The organism is Streptomyces sp. DSM 40868 (assembly GCF_011820545.1).
Taxonomy (GTDB): Bacteria; Actinomycetota; Actinomycetes; order Streptomycetales; family Streptomycetaceae; genus Streptomyces; species Streptomyces eurythermus.
Genome location: NZ_CP050504.1, coordinates 7,231,865 through 7,250,503 on the forward strand (window position 1 = coordinate 7,231,865; position 18,639 = coordinate 7,250,503).

Here is an 18,639-nt window from a genome sequence, read left to right on the forward strand (position 1 = left end):
CGTCCTCCTTCCCCTCCCACGACGACTCCCCCTCCCGCTGCGGCGCCGGACCGCGACCGTACGCACCAGGACCACGGTCCCCGACGACTCCCCGACGGCCGGGGCCGCCCCCATGGGTCCCGGCCGCCGGGGCCCCGCCGGCTATTCCGCGGCGGTAAGCAGTCCGAAATACGGGCCGAAGGATTCCGCCAGGCTCGCCAGCAGTTTCTTTCCCTTGTCCGCCGAACCCAGGGAAGGACGGCCGATGACACCCGATTCGGTATAGGCGGACATTCCCAGGGTGAGCAGATGACGGCGGTCGTCGGCGGTGAAATCGGCGGACTCGTGGCCAGGACGGACGAATTCGGGGTGAGCGTGCAGCAGAATGGACGTCTCGATTTCCCCCGCGTGCATGTCGGTGAGCAGCGAGGTGACCACCCCGGCCCGCTCCCGCGCCGTCTCCCAGTCCTCCGCGGCCGGGAACAGCGCCATCCGCTCGCCCCGCGCGGAGGCCTCCTGGACGACGTTGCCCAGTACGTAGTTGCCGCCGTGCCCGTTGACGACGACCAGCGCGGCCACGCCCGAACGGCGCAGCGACGCCGCGATGTCCGAGACCACCGCGTGCAGCGTCACCGCGGAGATGCTGACGGTCCCCGGCCAGGAAGCGTGCTCGTGCGAGCAGGAGACCGTCACCGGAGGGAGGAGGCGCACCGGGTACGCGGCGGCGATCTCCCGCGCCACGGCGCAGGCGACCAGCGTGTCCGTGGCCAGCGGAAGATACGGACCGTGCTGCTCGAAGCTTCCCACGGGCAGGACGGCGACGCGGGCGCCCCGTGCCCGCACGTCCTCGGTGGTGTCGGCCGGCAGCACGCCGGTCTCCGCCGCCGGGCCCCGGCCGTTCCCCCGCGCACCCGAACCACTCATCTTTTCACGGCCTTTCGTCTCTGCTGAGGAATCAGATCATGACAGAAAACACCGGCGTCGGCATCGGCGTGCTCGGCAAGAACTCCCCCCTGTTTTCCGGGCGTTCCGGCGTCGAACGGGTGGCGAACGCGCCGCTGCCCACCGGGTACGGGAAATTCCAGGCCATCGGTTACCTGGACCACGACCGCGGCGACGAACAAGTGGCCCTGGTGTACGGCGAGATCGGCACCGACGACGTACTGACCCGGCTGCACTCGGAGTGCCTGACCGGGGACGCGTTCGGCTCCCGGCACTGCGAGTGCGGCGACCAGCTCGCGGCGGCGCTGCGCGCGGTCGTCGCCGAAGGCAGCGGTGTCGTCGTCTACCTGCGCGGCCACGAGGGCCGCGGCATCGGGCTGCTCGCCAAGCTGCGCGCGATGGCCCTCCAGGCCGAGGGACTGGACACGGTGGAGGCGAACCTCGCGCTGGGCCTGCCGGTCGACGCCCGCGACTACGGCGTGGCCGCCGGTATCCTGCGCGACCTCGGGGTGCGCTCGGTACGGCTGCTGTCCAACAACCCGCGCAAGCGGGAGGCGCTGGTGCGGCACGGCGTCCGGGTGGCCGAGCAGGTGCCGTTGCTGATCGAGCCGTGCGAGAGCAACATCAGGTATCTGCGCACCAAGCGGGAGCGGATGGACCACCACCTGCCCCATCTGGACGCCGCCGCCCACGGTTCCTGACCAGGTGACGGGGAGGAGGGTGACAGCGATGAAGCTCCGGGCCCGGGTGGTCGTCGTCGGCGGCGGGGTGATCGGCACGAGCGTCGCCTGGCATCTCGCCCGCGCCGGAGTACGGGACGTCGTCCTGGTGGAACGCGACGAACTCGCTGCCGGCTCCACCTCCAAGGCGGCCGGCGGGGTGCGCGCGCAGTTCTCCGACGAGCTGAACATCCGGCTCGGCGCGCGCAGCCTGGAGGCGTTCGGCCGCTTCGAACGGGAGGTCGGGCAGGACATCGGGCTGCACCGGGTCGGCTATCTGTTCCTGCTCTCCACCCCGGAGCAGCTGGCCTCCTTCGAGGCGGGCGTCCGGCTGCAGAACTCCCTCGGGGTGCCCAGCCGCCTGATCACCCCGCGGGAGGCCCGCCGCCTCTCCCCGCTGATCACCACCGACGGCCTGCTGGCCGCCGCGTACTCCCCGGACGACGGCCACTGCACCCCCGAGGCAGTCGTCCACGGCTACGCGCGCGCCGCCCGCGCCCTCGGCGTGCGGGTCCTGCGCCACACCGAGGTCACCGGCATCGACCTGCGCGGCGACACCGTCACCGGGGTCCGTACCACTCTCGGCCCGATCGCCACGGACACGGTGGTCTGCGCGGCCGGCGCCTGGTCGCGGGCGGTCGGCGCGATGGCCGGCGTGGACCTCCCGGTGCGGCCGCTGCGCCGGCAGATCGCCGTCACCGGGCCGGTGCCCGAGCCGCCGGCCACCCTGCCGATGACCATCGACTTCACCACCAGCCTCTACTTCCACCGGGAGGGCCCCGGCCTGCTGCTCGGCATGTCCGACCCGGACGAGCGGCCCGGGTTCGCCACCGGCACCCACGACCGCTGGCTCCCCCGGCTCACCGAGGCGATGGCCCGGCGCGCGCCCGCCCTGCTGGACCTGCCCCACACCGGCGGCTGGGCGGGCCTGTACGAGAACACCCCCGACCACAACGCCCTGATCGGCGAGGCCCCGACGGTGTCCAGGTTCCTGTACGCCACCGGTTTCTCCGGACACGGCTTCCTCCAGGGGCCCGCCGTCGGCGAGGTGATCCGCGACCTCTACCTCGGGCGCGCCCCCTTCCTGGACGTCGGCCCCCTGAGCGCCGGGCGGTTCGCGGCCGACGCCCCGCGCCCGGAGGCCAATCTGGTGTGACCCCGGGACGCCTTGAGGTTCAGCGGCGCGTTCAGCCGGTCACCGCCTCGTGCACCAGGCGGCGCAGCTCGGGGAAGATCTTCAGGTTCTTCGGGCGTACCTGGGTCAGGAACTGCACGGTCAGGTCGTGGGACGGGTCGACCCAGAACGCGGTGCCGGCCACGCCGGTCCAGCCGTAGGTGCCGAGGTGGGACGGGGCCAGGGTGCGGGCGGGATCGGTGACGACGGAGACGTTGAAGCCGAAACCGAGCCCGTCCATGCCCGGTTCCCGGTGGACCGGGGCGCCGAAGGAGCGGAGGGTGGCCCCGCCGGGCAACTGGTTGCGGGTCATCAGGGCGAGCAGGTCCGGGTCCAGCAGCCGTACGCCGTCCAGCTCGCCGCCCCGGCGCAGCATCTCCATGAACCGGTGGTAGTCGTGGGCGGAGGAGACCAGGCCGCCGCTGCCGGACAGGAAGCGCGGCCGGCCGTGCACCGGCAGTCCCGGCACCGGCTCGATCCCGCCCTCGTCGGTCTCGCCGTACAGCTCGGCCAGCCGGCCGGCCTGTTCGGGACCGATGTGGAAGCCGGTGTCGGTCATGCCGAGCGGGCTCAGGATCCGTCCGGCGAAGAACGCGTCCAGCGGCTGCCCGGAGACCACCTCGATCACCCGGCCGAGCACATTGGAGGCGACCGAGTAGTTCCACTGCGTGCCCGGATCGGACTGCAACGGCAGCCGGGCGTACAGTCCGACGGTCTCCGCGAGGTCCTTGCCCGGCGGCACCGAGTACTCCAGGCCCGCCGCGCGGTAGAGCGCGTCCACGGGGTGACGGTGGTAGAAGCCGAAGGTCATGCCGGCGGTGTGGGTGAGCAGATGCCGGATCAGGAGGGGGCCGGCGGCCGGGCGGGTACGTACGTCGTCGCCCGAGCCGCCCGTGTACACCCGGGGCTCGGCGAAGTCGGGCAGATGGCGGTCCAGCGGGTCGTCCAGGGACAGCAGGCCGTCCTGGACCAGCAGCAGCACCGCCACGGCGGTGACGGGCTTGGTCATCGAGTAGATCCGCCACAGCGTGTCCGGCTCCACCGGTCGCCCGGCCGCCACGTCCCGCAGTCCGTACGTGGTCAGATGGGCGACGCGGCCGCCACGGGCCACCGCCACCAGGAAGCCGGGCAGCCGCCCCTCGTCGACGTACCGGGCGAAGTGCCCGTCCAGCCGGCCGAGGGCCCCGGGGTCCAGTCCCGCCTCCGCCGGGTCGACGTCCTGTTCCAGCCGTCCCATCGCTCTCCTCCGGTCGCGTCCGCCCGTCCCGACTCGTCGTCCCGTCCCGTCCGTCCCGCCTCTCATCGTCGCTCAGGATCACCGGCCGGGACAGGGGCGTGCGGGGCGGGGGTGCGCGACGCGGCGGCGGCCGGTCCCGGCAGCAGGCGGGCCCCGGGCACGGCGAGCGCGGCCACCGCCGCCAGGACGAGCAGCGCGGCCCCGGTGCCCGTGCCGAGCAGCGCGGCCGCCGCCGCCACGCCCACGGCGGGGCCCACGTTCAGCGCGGTCTGCTGCACTCCGCCCGCCACCCCGGCCGTCCGCACCTCCGCCGCACGCACGACCACCTGCGTGGCCGCCACCATCACCGTGCCGAAACCCGCGCCGAGCAGCGCGAAGGCGAGGCCGAGCCCGGCCGGGGCGGTGGTCCGGGACAGCAGCACGACACCGAGCGCGAAAGCCGCCGCGGCCGCCGCCGTCACCCGGCGCGCACCCCACCGGCGCAGCGCCGCGGGGCACAGCGCCGCCGACAGCACCATCAGCACCGCCAGCGGCAGACTGCGCAGCGCGCTGTGGAACGCGTCCAGACCGAGCCGGCGCTGGAGCACGTACGTGGCGATGAACAGGGTGCCGAACAGGGACGCGGAGACGGCCACCAGGATGCCGAGCGCCGCCCCGGCCGTCCGCGCGCCGAGCAGCTCCGGCGGCAGCAGCGGGCTCGCCGCGCGCCGCTCGTGCCGGACCCAGACGACGGCCGTCAGCGCGGCCGCGGCGAGCCCCGCGCCGGAGACCGGCCGGGCCGTGACCGCGTACACAAGACAGGCCAGCGTCACCGCGAGCAGCGCGGCCCCGGGCAGGTCCAGCGGGGTCCGCGCGGGCGCCGGGCGCCGGTCCCGGCGAGCCAGGGCGGGCAGGCCGAAGACGAGCGCGGGCACCACGTTGACCAGGAACACCGCCCGCCAGCCCGGTCCGGTCACCAGCGCCCCGCCCACCAGGGGCCCCGCGGCCGCCGCCAGCCCGATCGCGGCCGTCCGCACCGCCAGCGGCGATGCCAGCCGGTCCGGCGGATACGCGGCCCGCAGCACGCCCAGCGTGGCCGGCTGCGCCAGCGCCCCGAACACCCCCTGCACCGCCCGCAGTACGATCACCCAGCCCACCCCGGGCGCGGCGGCGATGCCCGCCGACGCGGCCCCGAAGCCGAGCATCCCGAGCCCGAAGACGCGCCACTGCCCGTACCGGTCGCCGAGCCGCCCCGCGAACACCAGCAGGCTCGCCACCGTGACGAGATAGGCGGTGCTGGTCCACTGCACCTCGGTGAACGAGGCGCTCAAGTCCCGTTGCAGGCTGGGCTGGGCGACCGTGAGGGCCGTACCGTCCAGCGCGACGATCACCGCGCCCGCGACGCTGCTCGCCAGCGTCCAGGGCCGGTTCACCGGCCGCCGCCGGGACCGAGGTGCGCGACCAGGACCGTCTCCAGCAGCGCGGCCAGGTCCTGTTCGCCGGTGGCGAGTTGCAGGCTCCGCCAGCGCCACAGCTGGGCCAGTCCGTGCAGGTTGGCCCACAGGGCACCCGCCACGCGCGGGGCGTCGGCGCCCGGGTCGGCCGCGGCGATCAGACCGGTGAGCAGCGAGAACAGCGGCAGGCTCGTCTCCCGCAGGCCCAGCCGACCGCTCTCCAGCAGATCGTGACGGAACATCAGCTCGTACATGCCGGGCTGCTCCAGCGCGAACTCCAGGTACGCCCCGGCCAGCGCGGCCACCCGGGCGCGGGCCCCGCCGGTCTCCCGGTCCAGCGCCCGCCGCGTCCGCTCGGCCAGGTCGGCGAAGCCCCGCCGGGCGATGGCGGACAGCAGTTCCAGGTGGGTGGGGAAGTAGCGGCGCGGCGCGCCGTGCGAGACACCGGTGCGCCGGGCGATCTCCCGCAGGGTCAGCGCCTGGAGGCCCTCGGCGGCCAGCAGTTCCACCCCGGCGTCCACGAGACGGTCGCGCAGGCTGGTGTCGGACTCGGTCATGGACACTGTCTACCAGCCGTCCGTAGACAGTGTCTACTCACACTCTGTGATCGGGGAATGCGCGGGGCGCCGGGGCGGGTTGACGGGGGTATGACTCAAGAGCCCACGCAAGAGGCGCTGCTCGGACTGCTCTCCGAAGGCCACGGCGGCGTACTGGTCACCCTCCGGCGCGACGGCCGCCCCCAGCTGTCCAACGTCAGCCACGCCTACTACCCCGACGAGCGGATCATCCGGGTCTCGATCACCGACGACCGCGCCAAGACCCGCAACCTGCGCCGCGACCCACGCGCCTCGTACCACGTCACCAGTGCCGACCGCTGGGCGTACACCGTCGCCGAGGGCACCGCCGAGCTGACCCCGGTCGCCGCCGACCCGGGCGACGACACCGTGGCGGAACTGGAACGGCTCTACCGCGACGTGCTCGGCGAGCACCCGGACTGGGACGACTTCCGGTCCGCCATGGTCCGCGACCGCCGCCTGGTGCTGCGGCTGCACGTCGAGCGCGCGTACGGGATCCCGCGCAAGAGCTGAGCCGGGGCGGGCGCGCGTGGGTGTGACGGGGCGTGCGGTGGGGTACGGCCGTGCGGTCACGGCGTCCCGGTGGTCCGACTACGGCGCCTCGGTGGTTCGTGCCTCGGCCGTCCGCGCCTCGATCGCGCGCAGTACGGCCACCATGTCCTCCCCGCCGTGACCCCGGGCCACCGTCTCCCGGAACAGGGCGTGACACACGTCCAGGAGCGGTGAGGCGAGGCGGGCGTCCCGGGCCGCCTCGGCGATCAGCCGGTTGTTCTTCAGCACGTCCAGTGCCGCCGCCTGCACCGAGAAGTCGCGCTCGCGCAGCTTGGGCGCCTTCATCCGGGACACCGCGCTGGCCATCGGGCCCGCGTCCAGGACCTCCAGGAACAGCCGGCGGTCCAGCCCCTGCCGCTCGGCGAAGTGGAACGCCTCGGCCAGCCCGGTCACCTGGGTGATCAGGAACAGGTTCACCGACAGCTTCATCAGCAGCGCGCCCGGCACCGCGCCGCACCCGAACGTCTCCCGGCACATCGGCGCGAGCAGCGGCCGTACGGCGGCCACGGCGTCCTCCTCGCCGGCGAGCATCGCGACCAGCTGCCCCTGCTCCGCCGGCACCCGGGACCCGGAGACCGGCGCCTCGGCGTACCGGCCGCCCGCCGCGCGGATGTCCGTCTCCAGCGCGCGGGAGTACTCCGGGGCGGTGGTGCCCATGTGCACGATGACGCGGCCCGCGACGCGCGCGGCCAGCTCCGGTGTGCCCCGGCCGAGGACCGCGTCCACCGCGGCCTCGTCGGCGAGCATCAGCAGGACCACCTCGGCCCGCGCGAACACCTCGGCGGCGTCCGCCGCGACCTCGGCACCGGCCGCGCGCAGCGGCTCCGCCCGGTGCGGGGTGCGGTTCCAGACCACGAGCGGGGTGCCGGCGTGCGCCAGGCGCAGGGCCATGGGCCCGCCCATCACTCCGAGACCGATGAATCCGACGTTCACGACCGGCCGCCCTTCGCGCCGCGCGCGGCTTATGACACTGGTCATAGTAGCGCCGGTTATGACGGCGGTCATAGGCTGGGGACGGAGGAAGCCGAGGGGGAAGGCCGAGGGGGAGGAGAGGGAGGCGACGCATGGCCGAGGCGCGGCCCGGACCGCGGGAGCGGATGGTCTTCAGCGCGGCCCAGCTCATCCGGCGGCAGGGGGTCGCCGCGACCGGCATGCGCGAGGTCGCCGCCCACGCCGACGCCCCGCGCGGCTCCCTCCAGCACTACTTCCCGGGCGGCAAGGAGCAGTTGGTCAACGAGGCGGTCCAGTGGGCCGGGAGATACGCGGGCAAGCGGATCGCCCGCTTCCTCGCGGGGCTGGACGAACCGACGCCGAGCGGACTGTTCGCGGCGATGGCGGCGCAGTGGACCGACGAGTACGCGGCGGACGGCTTCGCGGCGGGCTGCCCGGTCGCCGCCGCCACGGTCGACTGCGCGACCTCGGCCGACGCGACCCGCCGGGCGGCGGCCGCCGCGTTCACGGCCTGGCGCGCGCCGCTCGCCGCGGCCCTGACCGACCTGGGCGTGCCCGCCGGCCGCGCGGAGTCGCTGGCCACCTTGATGATCAGCACCCTGGAGGGCGCGATCCTCCTGGCCCGCGCCGAACAGGACACCGCCCCCCTCACCACCGCCGTACGAGAACTCGGCCCCCTACTGGACGCCGCACGCTCCTGACCGGGTTCGCCGCCACACGTCTCCGGCGGTGCCGCGCCCGACTGCGCAGGGCTGCGTCCCCTGACCGGCTTCATCGCTCGACGCGTGACCGTACGTTTTCGACCGGGCCCGCCGTTTCGGCGTGGCGCCGCACGCCCCTGGCGGGGCCGGCTCGCTGTGCAGGGCTGCGCCCTCGACCGGGCTTGCTGTTCGGCACGCGGCCGGAAGTCCTCGACCGGGCCGCAGTTCGGCGTGCCACCGCGTACCTTGGCCGCCCACGTTCCCGACCGGGCTTGCTTGTGCGGCGTGCCGCTGTGCGTCCTCGGCCGGGCCTGCCGTTCGACGCGCCGCCCCGCGCCTCGACCGGGCCCGCCTGTCGCTCGACGCCCAGTCGTAGCCGCCCGGCCCGGCCGGCTGCTCGGCGCGCGGCCGTATGCCCCCGGCCGGTGCTGTCACCGGACCCGCCGCCCGGCCGCCGCCACCGCATCCCCCCGGCGGCCCGCTCGGGCCGTGCCCGCCCCTGCCGTCTCCTCCTTGGCCCACAGTTCCAGGAGGTCCACGAAGTCGGCTGCCCGGGGGTGCCAGTCGAGTTCGGATACGGCGGCCTGTCGGCCCTGCCGGGCGGCGCGCAGTCGTAGGCCGGTGTCGGCGGCCAGGCGTCGTATCGCGGTCGCCGCCGCCGTCGGGTCCCGGTAGGGGACCACCAGCCCGCAGCCGTGCCGTTCGACCAGCTCCGCCGCCAGCGGGGTCGGGGTGGTGACCACGGGCACGCCGTGGGCCATGTACTCCACGACCTTGGTGGGCCGGGAGTGCCGGTAGTTGGGCTGGTCGTGCAGCAGGGACAGGCCGGCCAGGGCGCCGGACAGCCGGGCCAGCGCGCGGTCGTTGGGCAGGAAGCCGTACCAGCGCAGCACCCCCTCCCGGTCGGCGGCCGCGAGCGCGTCCCGCACGTCGGGATCCGCCGTGCCGATCGCCTCGACCCGCACGGCCGGGGCCAGCAGCCGCGCCAGGGCGATCAGTTCGAGTGCGCCACGGGCCCGGGACAGCTGGCCCAGGTAGACCACCCGGTCGTCACCCGGCGGCGGGGGCGTGCCGGGCGGCGGACTGGCGAGGTTGGGGACGACGGGGTGGTGGCGCCGGAACCGGTCCTGGTAGGCGTCCTCGGCGAGCAGCAGCCGCACCCGGCGCTCGGCCAGCCGCTCGGCCGCCCGCACCGCCGCGCGCAGCGGGGGACGCAGCGGCCGGGGCACCCAGCCCTTCACCGCCAGGGCCGCCGCCGTGTCCTCGTGCACGTCCCACACGGTGACCGGCGCCGCCCCGGCCCGGCGCAGCCGGCGGAGGGTGCCGGGCAGGGCGAGCAGCAGCTCCGGGTCGTGCAGCAGTATCACGTCCGCCGCCGGGCCGCGTTCGGCCAGCAGCGCCCGGGCCGCGCGCAGCGCCGTGCCACGGTCCCGGCCGGCCGCCCGGGGCAGGTCCACGCCCTCGACGTACGGCCGGGGCCGGGCGCCGCGGGCCGCGTAGGGCGCCGCGTACACCACCTCGTGGCCGCGCTCGCGCAGCGCGGCGATCTGCCGGTGCAGTATGCGCGCGTCCTCGGGGTGGTGGACGACGGTGACGACGAGTATCCGCATGGCAGTGCCTTCCGACTCCCCGAGAACGCACGGAGGTTGAGACGGACCTAGAGCACTTCGACGCCGGGCCTGCTGATCCGCCCGCGGGTGTCGAACAGCAGCCGCGCGGTGTCCGCGAGGGCCGGCAGGTCGTAGGCGGAGTGGTCCTGGAGCAGGATCGTCAGGTCGTACTCGCGCAGCGCGGCCGTCAGATCGTCCACGCGGGGCACCTCCACCCCGTCCACCGACCACGCCGGCACCTGCGGGTCGTGGAAGGCGACGTCGGCCTGACGTTCCCGCAGCAGCCGGGCCACCGGCTCGGCCGGGGTCTCGCGCAGGTCGGCCACGTCCGGCTTGTAGGTGACGCCGAGCAGCAGCACCCGTGAGCCGTGCAGCGGGCGGCCGGCGGAGTTGAGCAGGTCCTGGGCGCGGCGCACCACGTACTCCGGCATCCGCCGGTTGATCTCCTGGGCCAGCCCGACGAACCGGAAGTCGTACCCCAGTGACGAACGCACCTTGTACGACAGGTAGTTGGGGTCGATCGGGATGCAGTGCCCGCCCACCCCGGGGCTCGGCCTGAAGGCCTGGAAGCCGAAGGGCTTGGTGCCCGCGCAGCGGATCGCGTCCCACACGTCCACGTGCAACTCACGGCTGATGATCGCCAGTTCGTTGACCAGCGCGATGTTCACGTGCCGGTAGGTGTTCTCCAGCAGCTTGGCCATCTCGGCCTCGCGGGTGCCCTTCGCCTGGACCACCATGTTCACGAACTTGGCGTAGAAGGCGACCGCGCGCACCGCGCACGCCGGAGTGCAGCCGCCGACCACCTTCGGGGTGTCGCGCAGTCCGTGCTGGGTGTTGCCGGGATCGATCCGTTCGGGCGAGAAGGCGAGGGCGAAGTCCTCGCCGGCCCGCAGCCCGGACTCCTCCAGCAGTGGCCGTACGACCTCCTCGGTGGTGCCCGGGTACGTGGTCGACTCCAGCACCACCAGCTGTCCGGGGCGCAGCCGGCCGGCCACCGCGCGGGTGGCCGAGACGACCGCGCCCAGATCGGGCCCGCCGTCCTCGCCGAGCGGGGTCGGCACGCAGATCACCACGGTCTGCGCGCCCGCCAGACAGGCGTCGTCACAGGTGGCGGTGAAACCGGCCGCCCGCATCCGGCGCACCTCGTCGTCGGAGACGTCACCGACGTGCGAGCGGCCGGAGTTGAGCCCGGCGACGACCCGTGGGTCACGGTCCAGGCCGACCACGCGCAGGCCGACCGAGGCCGCCTCGCGGGCCAGCGGCAGTCCGACGTAGCCGAGCCCGATGACGGCGAGTTCCACCTCTCCGTACGGCGGCGGCGCTTCCATGTCCCCGAGCGAGGGGGTCCGTTCGACCTGCATAGGGATTCACCCGGCCTTCGCGGCTGCACTGGTGGGGGGTTCGCGGGGCCTTCAGAGACAGCCCAGCGAGCGGTACGCCTCGCGGGTCGTCGCGGCGACCCGGTCCCAGGTGCGTTCCCGCGCGACCTTCGCGCGGGCGGCGGCTCCCCATTCGAGCCGTCGCTTATGACTGTAAAGCACCCTTTCGAGTTCATCCGCCCAAGCCTGTGGTGATTCAGCGGGAATCAGCCGTCCGTTCACCTCGTGTTCGACCAGTTCCCGCAGCGCGGGGAGATCACTGGCGAGCACGGGAAGTCCGCCCGCCATCGCCTCGACCGGCTTGAGCGGGGTCACCAGACGGCACACCCGGGCGTCCGTGCGCGGCACCGCGAACACGTCCAACACAGCGTAAAAATCCCGGACTTGGCCGTGCGGTACCCGGCCGGTGAACACGGCGGTGCCGTCGCCGGCCAGGCCCAGCCGGGCGGCCAGCCGCTCCAGCCGCGCCCGCTCCGGGCCGTCCCCGACGATCAGCAGCCGCAGCGGCACCCCGCGCCGCCGCAGCAGTACACCCGCATGGAGCAATGTGCCGATCCCCTCGTGCGGGGTGAGGCTGCCGACCGTGCCCACCACGAACGCGTCCGGGGCGATCCCGAGCCGGGCCCGCACCGCTGCCCCGTCCGGCGGCGGCCCCAGGAACGCCGCGTCCACGGCGTTCGGCACGATCAGCACCCGCTCCCCGGGCACCCCGCGCGCCACGATCTCGGCCTTCATCGCGGCCCCCAGCGTCAGCACCAGGTCGGCCCGGCGCATGCAGTCCGTCTCCAGCTCCCGCCGCCCCCGGTAGACCGGGTCCGCGGGCGTGCGCGCCGGGTCCTGGCTCAGCCAGGTCTCCTCCAGGAAGCCTCGCACCTCGTAGACCACCGGCAGGCCGTAGACCTCGCGCAGGGCCAGGGCCACCCGCCCGTTGCCGTGGTCGGTGGCCGCGTGCAGCACGGCCGGCCGCAGCCGCTCCACCAGCCGCCCCGCCAGCTCGGCGTTGCGGGTCAGCGCCGGGCCCTGCCCGTACGGCAGCCACCAGGGCAGCAGCCGGTGCTGCGGCACCCCGTCCACCAGCTGGAGCGCACCGGCGTCCAGCACCCCCCGCGCCACCGGGAACCCGATCCGGGTCACCACATGCGGATCGAGGCCGGCGGCCCGCTGCGCCTCGGCGAGCTTCTGGGTGCGCAGGGTGTAACCGGCGTGGGCGTACGGCAGCGAGTTGGTCACCAGATGCAGCACCCGGCCCGGCACCGGACGCACCGGCCGCCCGGCGGGCGCGCTCACCCGAACGGCGGACGGCAGCGCGCCCGGTCCGGCCGGCCGGGCCCGGCCGCCCAGCCACCGCTCCACCGGCCGCACCCGGCGCCGCAGCCGCGCCGGCAGCAGCCGCAGCCCCAGCAGCGCGGCCCGCGCGGGGTCCTGGCGCAACTCGCCCCAGGCCACGGATGCGGCCAGACTGACAGCGCGGGGGACACGACGGGACATGCCGCCACGGTAGGCCGACGCGGCGCGCGGCGCCTCGGACACGACCACGCGCCGGCGCCGGGCAGGGCACGACGCTCCCCTCGTCTCCCCGTGTGCTGCCCCTTGTTCGACCGCCCGCGGAAGGCGAGGACATGAACGGCGTCATGAACGGCCCAGTACTCCATGTGGTCGGCACCCGGCCCAACTTCGTGAAGGCGGCCCCGGTCGTCGCCGCGCTCCGGTCGGCCGGCTGCGACCAGACCCTGGTGCACACCGGACAGCACTACGACGCCCGGATGTCGGAGGTGTTCTTCCGGCAACTGGGACTGCCCCGGCCGGACACCGACCTCGGCGTGGGCTCCGGCAGCCACGCCGGGCAGACCGCCGACCTGCTGGTGGCCCTGGAGGCCGAGCTGACCGCCCGCGCCCCGGCCCTCGTCGTGGTCTACGGCGACGTCAACTCCACGCTGGCCGCCGCCCTGGCCGCCGCCAAGCTGGGCGTGCCGGTCGCCCATGTCGAGGCCGGGCTGCGCAGCTTCGACATGGCGATGCCGGAGGAGGTCAACCGGCGCCTGGTCGACCAGCTCGCCGGGCTGCTGTTCGCCACCAGCCCGGAGGCCGTCGGCCACCTCGCCCGCGAGGGCGCCGACCCGGCCCGGGTGCACTTCGTCGGCAACCCGATGATCGACACCCTGCTCACCCACCTGGACCTGTTCGACCCGGCCGCCGCCCGCGCCGCGCACGCACTGCCCGAGCGCTACGGCGTCGTCACCCTGCACCGCCCCGCCAACGTCGACGACCCCGCCGCCGCCCGCGCCGCCGCCGGCGCGCTCACCGAGGCGGCCCGCCACCTCGACCTCGCCGTCCCGCTGCACCCGCGCGGCCGGGACGCCCTGCGCGCGGCCGGCCTGGACGGCGCGCCCGGCGTGCACCTCCTCGAACCCCTCGGCTACGTCGAGTTCATGAGCCTGGTGCGCGGCGCAGCCGCCGTGATCACCGACTCCGGCGGGGTGCAGGAGGAGACCACCGTGCTCGGTGTGCCCTGCCTGACACTGCGCACCACCACCGAACGCCCCGTCACCGTCACCCACGGCACCAACCGCCTCGTCGGCCCCGGCGAACTGGTCCCCGCCCTGTGCAAGGCACTCGACGGCGCCCCGGCCGCGCCCGCGGAGGGACCACCGCTGTGGGACGGCAAGGCCGGCCCCCGGATAGCCCGCCTGATCACCCAGTGGCTGGAGCACCATGACTGACGCCGCCCTCGACCCCGACGCCCCCCTCGGCCACTGGGACGCCCGCCACCGCGAGCAGGACGAACTGGCCGCCGGCGGCCACCCGGACCTCGACCGGCCCGGCAACGAACTGTTCTACGCCCTCCGGCTCGGCACCCTGCTCACCCTCGTCGGCGACCTGCACTCCCCGGCCGCCCCGCTGTTCGTGCTCGACGCCGGCTGCGGCAGCGGGTACTTCGCCCGCGCCCTGGACCGCTGCGGCCACCGCGTGGACGCCATCGACGCCAGCCAGGAGGCGATCGACCGGGCCCGCGCGGCCGGCGACGGCCCCCGCTACACCCGGGCCCGGCTCGACGAGTGGCGCAGCCCGTGGCAGTACGACATCGTGCTCTGCGTCGACGTCCTCTTCCACCTGCCGGACGACACCGAGTGGGCGGCGGCCCTGCGCAACCTGGCCTCCCTGGTGCGCCTCACCGGCCGGCTGATCGTCACCGACGCGGACACGCCCGTACCCCGCGCCCGCGACGGCCGGATCCGGCACCGGCCCACGGACGGCTACCGCGCCGCCCTCGAACCCCTCGGCCTGCGCCACACCGAGTTCCGGCCCTACGGCTTCCGCGAGACCGAGACCGGCTTCCACGTCTTCACGAGGATCCGCTGATGCGCCTGACCGATCTGCTCCACCCGCACCTGGACGGCGTCACCACGGTCGTCGACGCCACCGGCCGGGGCCTGCGCCTCGCCCCCTACCTCCACCTCCCCGACGGCGTCACCCTGCGCCGCGACGACGGACGACGCGCCCTGCGCGAAGGCGACCTGGTACTCCTGTCGTACGGGCCCGACCCCGCCGTGCACGGCACCGAGGACGCCCTGCTCGCCGCACTGCGCCGGCTGCGGCCCGGCGCCCGCGGCCTGCTGCTGTTCGGCCACCCCGGACCCGAACCCCCCTACCACCGGCTGCTGGACGACCTGGTGACCCAGCGCTGCCAGGTGCTGCGCGCCGCCCCGCTCGACTACGTCCACCTGCACGCGGGCGCGGTGTTCGCCCGGCTGACCACCGACGAACTCCTGCCCCCGCACGACTGGTTCGGCCGCCCGGTGCCCTCCGACGGCTTCGCCACCACCCTGCGGACGGCCGACGAGTACGTCCTCGCCGACCTCGCCGCCCGCACCCTGCGCGCCCGCCACCAGGACCTGGAACGCCGGGCCGAGGAGGCCGAACGCGCCCGGGACGCCGTCCGCGAGGACGGACTCGCCGACCGGCTGGCCGCCACCGTACGGGAGAAGGAGCAGCTGGCCTCCGCCCTGCGCCAGGCCCGCGACCGGGTCCAGGTGCTCCAGGCCCGGGTGCACATGCTGGAGGGCTCCACCTCCCTGAAGGTGGGCCGGGCCCTCGTGTCGGCGGCCCGCTCGCCCCGGCGCGAGATGCCCGGACTGCCCCGCGAGCTGTACGGGCTGTGGCGGACGCGCTCCGCGCGCAAGGCCGCCCCCGCCGCCCGGCCCGCCGCCGCCCGCACCGCGCCGGCGGCCGCCGACGACCGCCTCCACCTCGTCCACCGGGCGTTCGCCGCCACCCCCCGCGACCGGCTGGTCATCACCGGCGTGCTCACCGACGAGACCGCCGAGGACTTCGCGGCGGACGCCGTGGTGAACCGGCCGCTCCCGCACGACGGCCCCCTGCTCGTCCGGCGCACCGACCCCGACGCGGTCGTGGTCCAGCTCAGCGCCTGCACCGGACACGGCCCCTGGGCGCTCACCGGCACCGGCGCGGCCCCCGACCTCGACCGGCGACTGGCCGGGCTGCTCACCGAGGCACGCGCCCTGGGCCGGCCGGCCGTGCTGTGGCGGGACGCCCCGGCGTCCGCCGCGCCCGGACTCGCCCAACTGGCCTGGGACGCCGTGCTGGACGCCGACACCGGGGTACGGCTGTCCCGGCTGGACGCGGGCGCGGACGCCCGGGAGCGGCTGCGGGAGGCGTTCCTGTGGGACAGCACCCGGGTCCGGCTGGCCGAGCTGGCCCGGCTGGTCGGCGCGCCCGACCCGCTGACCGAACGCCGGGTCGCGGTCCTCGCCGCCCCCCGCGACCGGCACGAGGTGGCCCGGCTCGTCGCCCAGGTGCTCGGCCAGCAGCACCGCCCCGCCGAGGTCGTCGTGCCCGACCCGGCCGGCCTGGACGAACTCGACGCCGCGGGCGTGGAGGTGCGCACCGGGCCGCCCACCGCGGCCTGGGTCGCCGACTGGAGAGACCTCACCGGGGACCGCCCGGACACCCTGCTGCTGGACCTGATGTGCGCCCAGGAGTACTCGGGCGCCGACGCGCTCGGCCACGCGGCGGGCGGCGCCGACTACACCTTCGTCCCCGAGCTGCGCCGGCCGCTGCTGGTCCGCCGCTCCCTGCACCTGTCGGGCGCCCCGCCCGCGAGCTGGTGCGGCCGGGGCCACCGACTGTTCGCCGTGCGCGGGAAGGAACCGTCATGAGCCGAGTGATCCGGGCCCTGGTCTACGGCGACGTGGACCTCAACCTCATCGACGGCTCCGCCGTCTGGGCCCAGTCGACCGTGCAGGCGCTGTCCCTGGCCGGGTGCGAGACCCGGCTGGTGCTCAAGTCGCCGGTGCACACCGGCCGGCTGACCGATCCGCTGGCCGCCCTGCCCGGGGTGCGCGTGATCAGGCCCGCCGAGGAACGCCTCGTCCCCGGACAGGCCGGCCGGCCGCTGTCCCCGGTGCAGGCCTCGCGGCTGCTCACCCGGCTCGACCAGGACGAGCCCTGCGACCTGATCGTGCTGCGCGGACGCCGCATCGTCGGCCAGGTCGTCGCCGACGGCCACTTCGGCGGGCGGATCTGGGCCTACCTCACCGACATCCCGCAGTCCGCCGCCGCGATGACCGAGCGGGCCCGCACCGAACTCGGCCGCATCGCCGCCGCCTCCCGGCTGCTGCTGTGCCAGACCGAGGAACTGCGCTGCTTCCTGGAGACCTGGGTGCCCCAGGCCTGCGGCCGCAGCGTGCTCTGCCCGCCCGCCGTGCCGGAACCCGGCTTCCCGGTGCCGGACCACGAGCGGCCGCACGATCCGCTGCGGCTCGTCTACACCGGCAAGTTCGCCCCGCTGTGGAACACCCTGCCCATGACCCGGCTGCCCGCCCTGCTGGCCGAGCGGGGCATCCGGGCCGAACTCCACACCGTCGGCGACAAGATCCACGAGGACCCCGGCCACCCCGAGTTCCACGAGGCCATGTACCGGGCCCTGCACGGCTCGGCCCCCGGCGTCCGGCACCACGGCGGCCGGCCCCGCGAGGAGGCCATGCGCATCGCCGCCGGCTGCGACCTCGGCCTCGGCTGGCGCGACCCCCGGCTCGACGCCAGCCTCGAACTGTCCACGAAGGTCCTGGAGTTCGGTGCCCTCGGCCTGCCTGTCGTGCTCAACCGCACACCCGCGCACGAGGCGCTGCTGGGCCCCGACTACCCCCTCTACGTGCCCGGCCGGGCCGAGACCGAGGACGCCGCCGAGGCCGTGGCCCGCGCCGCCCGCGACCCCGAGGCCCGCCGGCTCGCCGCCGACCGCTGCCGCGCCGCCGCGAGCCGGTACACCCTGACGGCCGCCGCCGGGCGCTGGCGCGCCCACCTCGACCGGGTCTTCCCGCCCGCGCCCCCCGCCGTCGCCCACCGCTCCCGCCCGCTGCGGGTCGGCGTCGCCGGCCACGACCTGAAGTTCCTCACCCGGCTGCTGGACCACTTCCGCGCCCTGCCCGGACTCGAGGTCCGCGTGGACGCCTGGCCCGCGCTGGCCCGGCACGACCAGGCCGCGAGCCGCGACCTCGCCGACTGGGCCGACGTGGTGGTGGTCGAGTGGTGCGGCCCGGCGGCCGTCTGGTACAGCCGTCACAAACGGCGCGGCAGCCGGCTGGTGATCCGCCTGCACCGCTTCGAACTCGACGCCGAATGGCCGCACCAGGTCGACATCGACGCCGTCGACCGGGTCGTCTGCGTCAGCCCCTACTACGCCCGCCGCACCCTGGAACACACTGGCTGGCCCGCGGACAAGGTCGTCACCGTGCCCAACTGGGTGGACGCCGAGCAGCTCGACCGGCCCAAGGCCCCCGGCGCCCGGTTCCGGCTCGGCATGATCGGCATCGCACCCAGTCGCAAACGCCTCGACCTCGGCCTGGACGTCCTGGAACTGCTGCGGGCCGAGGACCGGCGCTGGCGGCTGTCGGTCAAGTCCAAGCCGCCGTGGGAGTACTGGTGGATCTGGAACAAGCCGGAGGAACGCGCGCACTACGAGGCGATCCTGCGCCGCGTCCAGACCTCCCCGCTGCTCGAAGGGGCCGTCGTCTTCGACGACTTCGGCGCCGATGTGCCCACCTGGCTGCGCCGCGTCGGGCATGTGCTGTCCACCAGCGACGACGAGTCCTTCCACCTCGCCCCGGCCGAGGGCATGGCCTCCGGCGCCGTGCCCGCGCTGCTGCCGTGGCCCGGCGCCGACGAGATCTACGACCGGCGGTGGATCCACGCCGGCCCGCGGGCGATGGCCGAGGCGATCGCCGGGCTCGGCGCCGACGGGGAGACCTGGCGGGAGGCCGGCGAGACGGCCCGTTCCCAGGTGCGCCGCACCTACGCGCTGGACCGGGTGGCGGCGGCCTGGACGGACCTGCTGGTCACCGGCCGGGTCACGGACGGCTGACCGCGG

16 protein-coding genes are annotated in these 18,639 nt (G+C 75.2%); 8 read left to right on the plus strand and 8 right to left on the minus strand.

Translation table 11 applies throughout. The features are described from left to right. Positions 1-141: 141 nt before the first annotated feature. A complete protein-coding gene (locus HB370_RS32755) occupies positions 142-903 on the minus strand; it encodes a creatininase family protein (protein ID WP_030788951.1) in 762 nt (253 codons plus the stop codon). Positions 904-941: 38 nt separating this feature from the next. On the opposite strand from HB370_RS32755, the gene ribA reads away from it, so the two are divergent. Next, positions 942-1,622: a GTP cyclohydrolase II gene (gene ribA / locus HB370_RS32760; protein ID WP_030788948.1), complete on the plus strand. Its 681-nt coding sequence runs from the start codon at positions 942-944 to the stop codon at positions 1,620-1,622. 28 nt (positions 1,623-1,650) lie between these two features. Beyond that, a complete protein-coding gene (locus HB370_RS32765; RefSeq protein ID WP_030788945.1) occupies positions 1,651-2,796 on the plus strand; it encodes an FAD-binding oxidoreductase in 1,146 nt (381 codons plus the stop codon). Between the two features lie 31 nt (positions 2,797-2,827). On the opposite strand, the gene HB370_RS32770 is transcribed toward HB370_RS32765, so the two are convergent. From HB370_RS32770 to HB370_RS32780, 3 genes are all read right to left on the minus strand, one after another. Continuing rightward, positions 2,828-4,051 carry a serine hydrolase domain-containing protein gene (locus HB370_RS32770; RefSeq protein ID WP_030788942.1) on the minus strand — a complete coding sequence of 408 codons (1,224 nt, stop codon included), beginning with the start codon at positions 4,049-4,051 and terminating at the stop codon, positions 2,828-2,830. Positions 4,052-4,113: 62 nt separating this feature from the next. After that, on the minus strand, positions 4,114-5,463 hold the full coding sequence (locus HB370_RS32775; RefSeq protein ID WP_167513054.1) for an MFS transporter: 1,350 nt from the start codon (positions 5,461-5,463) through the stop codon (positions 4,114-4,116). Next, positions 5,460-6,041 (minus strand): TetR/AcrR family transcriptional regulator, encoded by a 582-nt coding sequence (locus tag HB370_RS32780; RefSeq protein WP_030788937.1) that lies wholly within the window; start codon positions 6,039-6,041, stop codon positions 5,460-5,462. The genes HB370_RS32775 and HB370_RS32780 overlap by 4 nt, the downstream gene beginning before the upstream one ends. Positions 6,042-6,131: 90 nt before the next feature. On the opposite strand from HB370_RS32780, the gene HB370_RS32785 reads away from it, so the two are divergent. Beyond that, entirely contained in the window at positions 6,132-6,572 is a 441-nt protein-coding gene (locus tag HB370_RS32785; RefSeq protein ID WP_030788934.1) for a PPOX class F420-dependent oxidoreductase, read from the plus strand. A gap of 78 nt (positions 6,573-6,650) precedes the next feature. Here the strand turns inward: HB370_RS32785 and HB370_RS32790 are convergent, their stop codons facing one another. Then, positions 6,651-7,544, minus strand: coding sequence for an NAD(P)-dependent oxidoreductase (locus HB370_RS32790; RefSeq protein WP_030788930.1), 894 nt, complete (start codon positions 7,542-7,544; stop codon positions 6,651-6,653). 131 nt (positions 7,545-7,675) lie between these two features. On the opposite strand from HB370_RS32790, the gene HB370_RS32795 reads away from it, so the two are divergent. Continuing rightward, entirely contained in the window at positions 7,676-8,263 is a 588-nt protein-coding gene (locus HB370_RS32795; RefSeq protein WP_030788927.1) for a TetR/AcrR family transcriptional regulator, read from the plus strand. A 431-nt stretch (positions 8,264-8,694) separates the two neighbouring features. Here HB370_RS32795 and HB370_RS32800 read toward each other — a convergent pair whose 3' ends face one another. The 3 genes from HB370_RS32800 to HB370_RS32810 all read right to left on the minus strand — a co-directional run bounded on the left by HB370_RS32800 (position 8,695) and on the right by HB370_RS32810 (position 12,740). Further along, positions 8,695-9,873 carry a glycosyltransferase gene (locus HB370_RS32800; RefSeq protein WP_030788924.1) on the minus strand — a complete coding sequence of 393 codons (1,179 nt, stop codon included), beginning with the start codon at positions 9,871-9,873 and terminating at the stop codon, positions 8,695-8,697. A gap of 47 nt (positions 9,874-9,920) precedes the next feature. Further along, positions 9,921-11,201, minus strand: a complete 1,281-nt coding sequence (locus tag HB370_RS32805) for a nucleotide sugar dehydrogenase (protein ID WP_030788921.1) — start codon at positions 11,199-11,201, stop codon at positions 9,921-9,923. A gap of 84 nt (positions 11,202-11,285) precedes the next feature. Further along, on the minus strand, positions 11,286-12,740 hold the full coding sequence (locus HB370_RS32810; protein ID WP_030788918.1) for a glycosyltransferase: 1,455 nt from the start codon (positions 12,738-12,740) through the stop codon (positions 11,286-11,288). A gap of 143 nt (positions 12,741-12,883) precedes the next feature. Between HB370_RS32810 and wecB the strand changes: the two genes are divergently transcribed. The 4 genes from wecB to HB370_RS32830 are packed head-to-tail and all read left to right on the plus strand — an operon-like array spanning position 12,884 to position 18,633. Further along, on the plus strand, positions 12,884-13,972 hold the full coding sequence (gene wecB / locus HB370_RS32815) for a UDP-N-acetylglucosamine 2-epimerase (non-hydrolyzing) (protein ID WP_030788915.1): 1,089 nt from the start codon (positions 12,884-12,886) through the stop codon (positions 13,970-13,972). Further along, entirely contained in the window at positions 13,965-14,612 is a 648-nt protein-coding gene (locus HB370_RS32820; protein ID WP_030788912.1) for a class I SAM-dependent methyltransferase, read from the plus strand. Before wecB ends, HB370_RS32820 begins: the two co-directional genes overlap by 8 nt. Continuing rightward, positions 14,612-16,429, plus strand: a complete 1,818-nt coding sequence (locus HB370_RS42520; protein ID WP_030788909.1) for a hypothetical protein — start codon at positions 14,612-14,614, stop codon at positions 16,427-16,429. The genes HB370_RS32820 and HB370_RS42520 overlap by 1 nt, the downstream gene beginning before the upstream one ends. Then, positions 16,426-18,633, plus strand: coding sequence for a glycosyltransferase (locus HB370_RS32830; RefSeq protein WP_030788907.1), 2,208 nt, complete (start codon positions 16,426-16,428; stop codon positions 18,631-18,633). Before HB370_RS42520 ends, HB370_RS32830 begins: the two co-directional genes overlap by 4 nt. Positions 18,634-18,639: the final 6 nt, after the last annotated feature.

Coding starts and splice junctions, on each gene's coding strand:
- HB370_RS32770 (WP_030788942.1), bottom strand. CDS start 4,051: ATGGGACGGCTGGAACAGGACGTCGACCCGGCGGAGGCGGGACTGGAC.
- ribA (WP_030788948.1), top strand. CDS start 942: ATGACAGAAAACACCGGCGTCGGCATCGGCGTGCTCGGCAAGAACTCC.
- HB370_RS32765 (WP_030788945.1), top strand. CDS start 1,651: ATGAAGCTCCGGGCCCGGGTGGTCGTCGTCGGCGGCGGGGTGATCGGC.
- HB370_RS32810 (WP_030788918.1), bottom strand. CDS start 12,740: ATGTCCCGTCGTGTCCCCCGCGCTGTCAGTCTGGCCGCATCCGTGGCC.
- HB370_RS32820 (WP_030788912.1), top strand. CDS start 13,965: ATGACTGACGCCGCCCTCGACCCCGACGCCCCCCTCGGCCACTGGGAC.
- HB370_RS32800 (WP_030788924.1), bottom strand. CDS start 9,873: ATGCGGATACTCGTCGTCACCGTCGTCCACCACCCCGAGGACGCGCGC.
- HB370_RS32780 (WP_030788937.1), bottom strand. CDS start 6,041: ATGACCGAGTCCGACACCAGCCTGCGCGACCGTCTCGTGGACGCCGGG.
- HB370_RS32830 (WP_030788907.1), top strand. CDS start 16,426: ATGAGCCGAGTGATCCGGGCCCTGGTCTACGGCGACGTGGACCTCAAC.
- HB370_RS32785 (WP_030788934.1), top strand. CDS start 6,132: ATGACTCAAGAGCCCACGCAAGAGGCGCTGCTCGGACTGCTCTCCGAA.
- wecB (WP_030788915.1), top strand. CDS start 12,884: ATGAACGGCCCAGTACTCCATGTGGTCGGCACCCGGCCCAACTTCGTG.
- HB370_RS42520 (WP_030788909.1), top strand. CDS start 14,612: ATGCGCCTGACCGATCTGCTCCACCCGCACCTGGACGGCGTCACCACG.
- HB370_RS32795 (WP_030788927.1), top strand. CDS start 7,676: ATGGCCGAGGCGCGGCCCGGACCGCGGGAGCGGATGGTCTTCAGCGCG.
- HB370_RS32755 (WP_030788951.1), bottom strand. CDS start 903: ATGAGTGGTTCGGGTGCGCGGGGGAACGGCCGGGGCCCGGCGGCGGAG.
- HB370_RS32805 (WP_030788921.1), bottom strand. CDS start 11,201: ATGGAAGCGCCGCCGCCGTACGGAGAGGTGGAACTCGCCGTCATCGGG.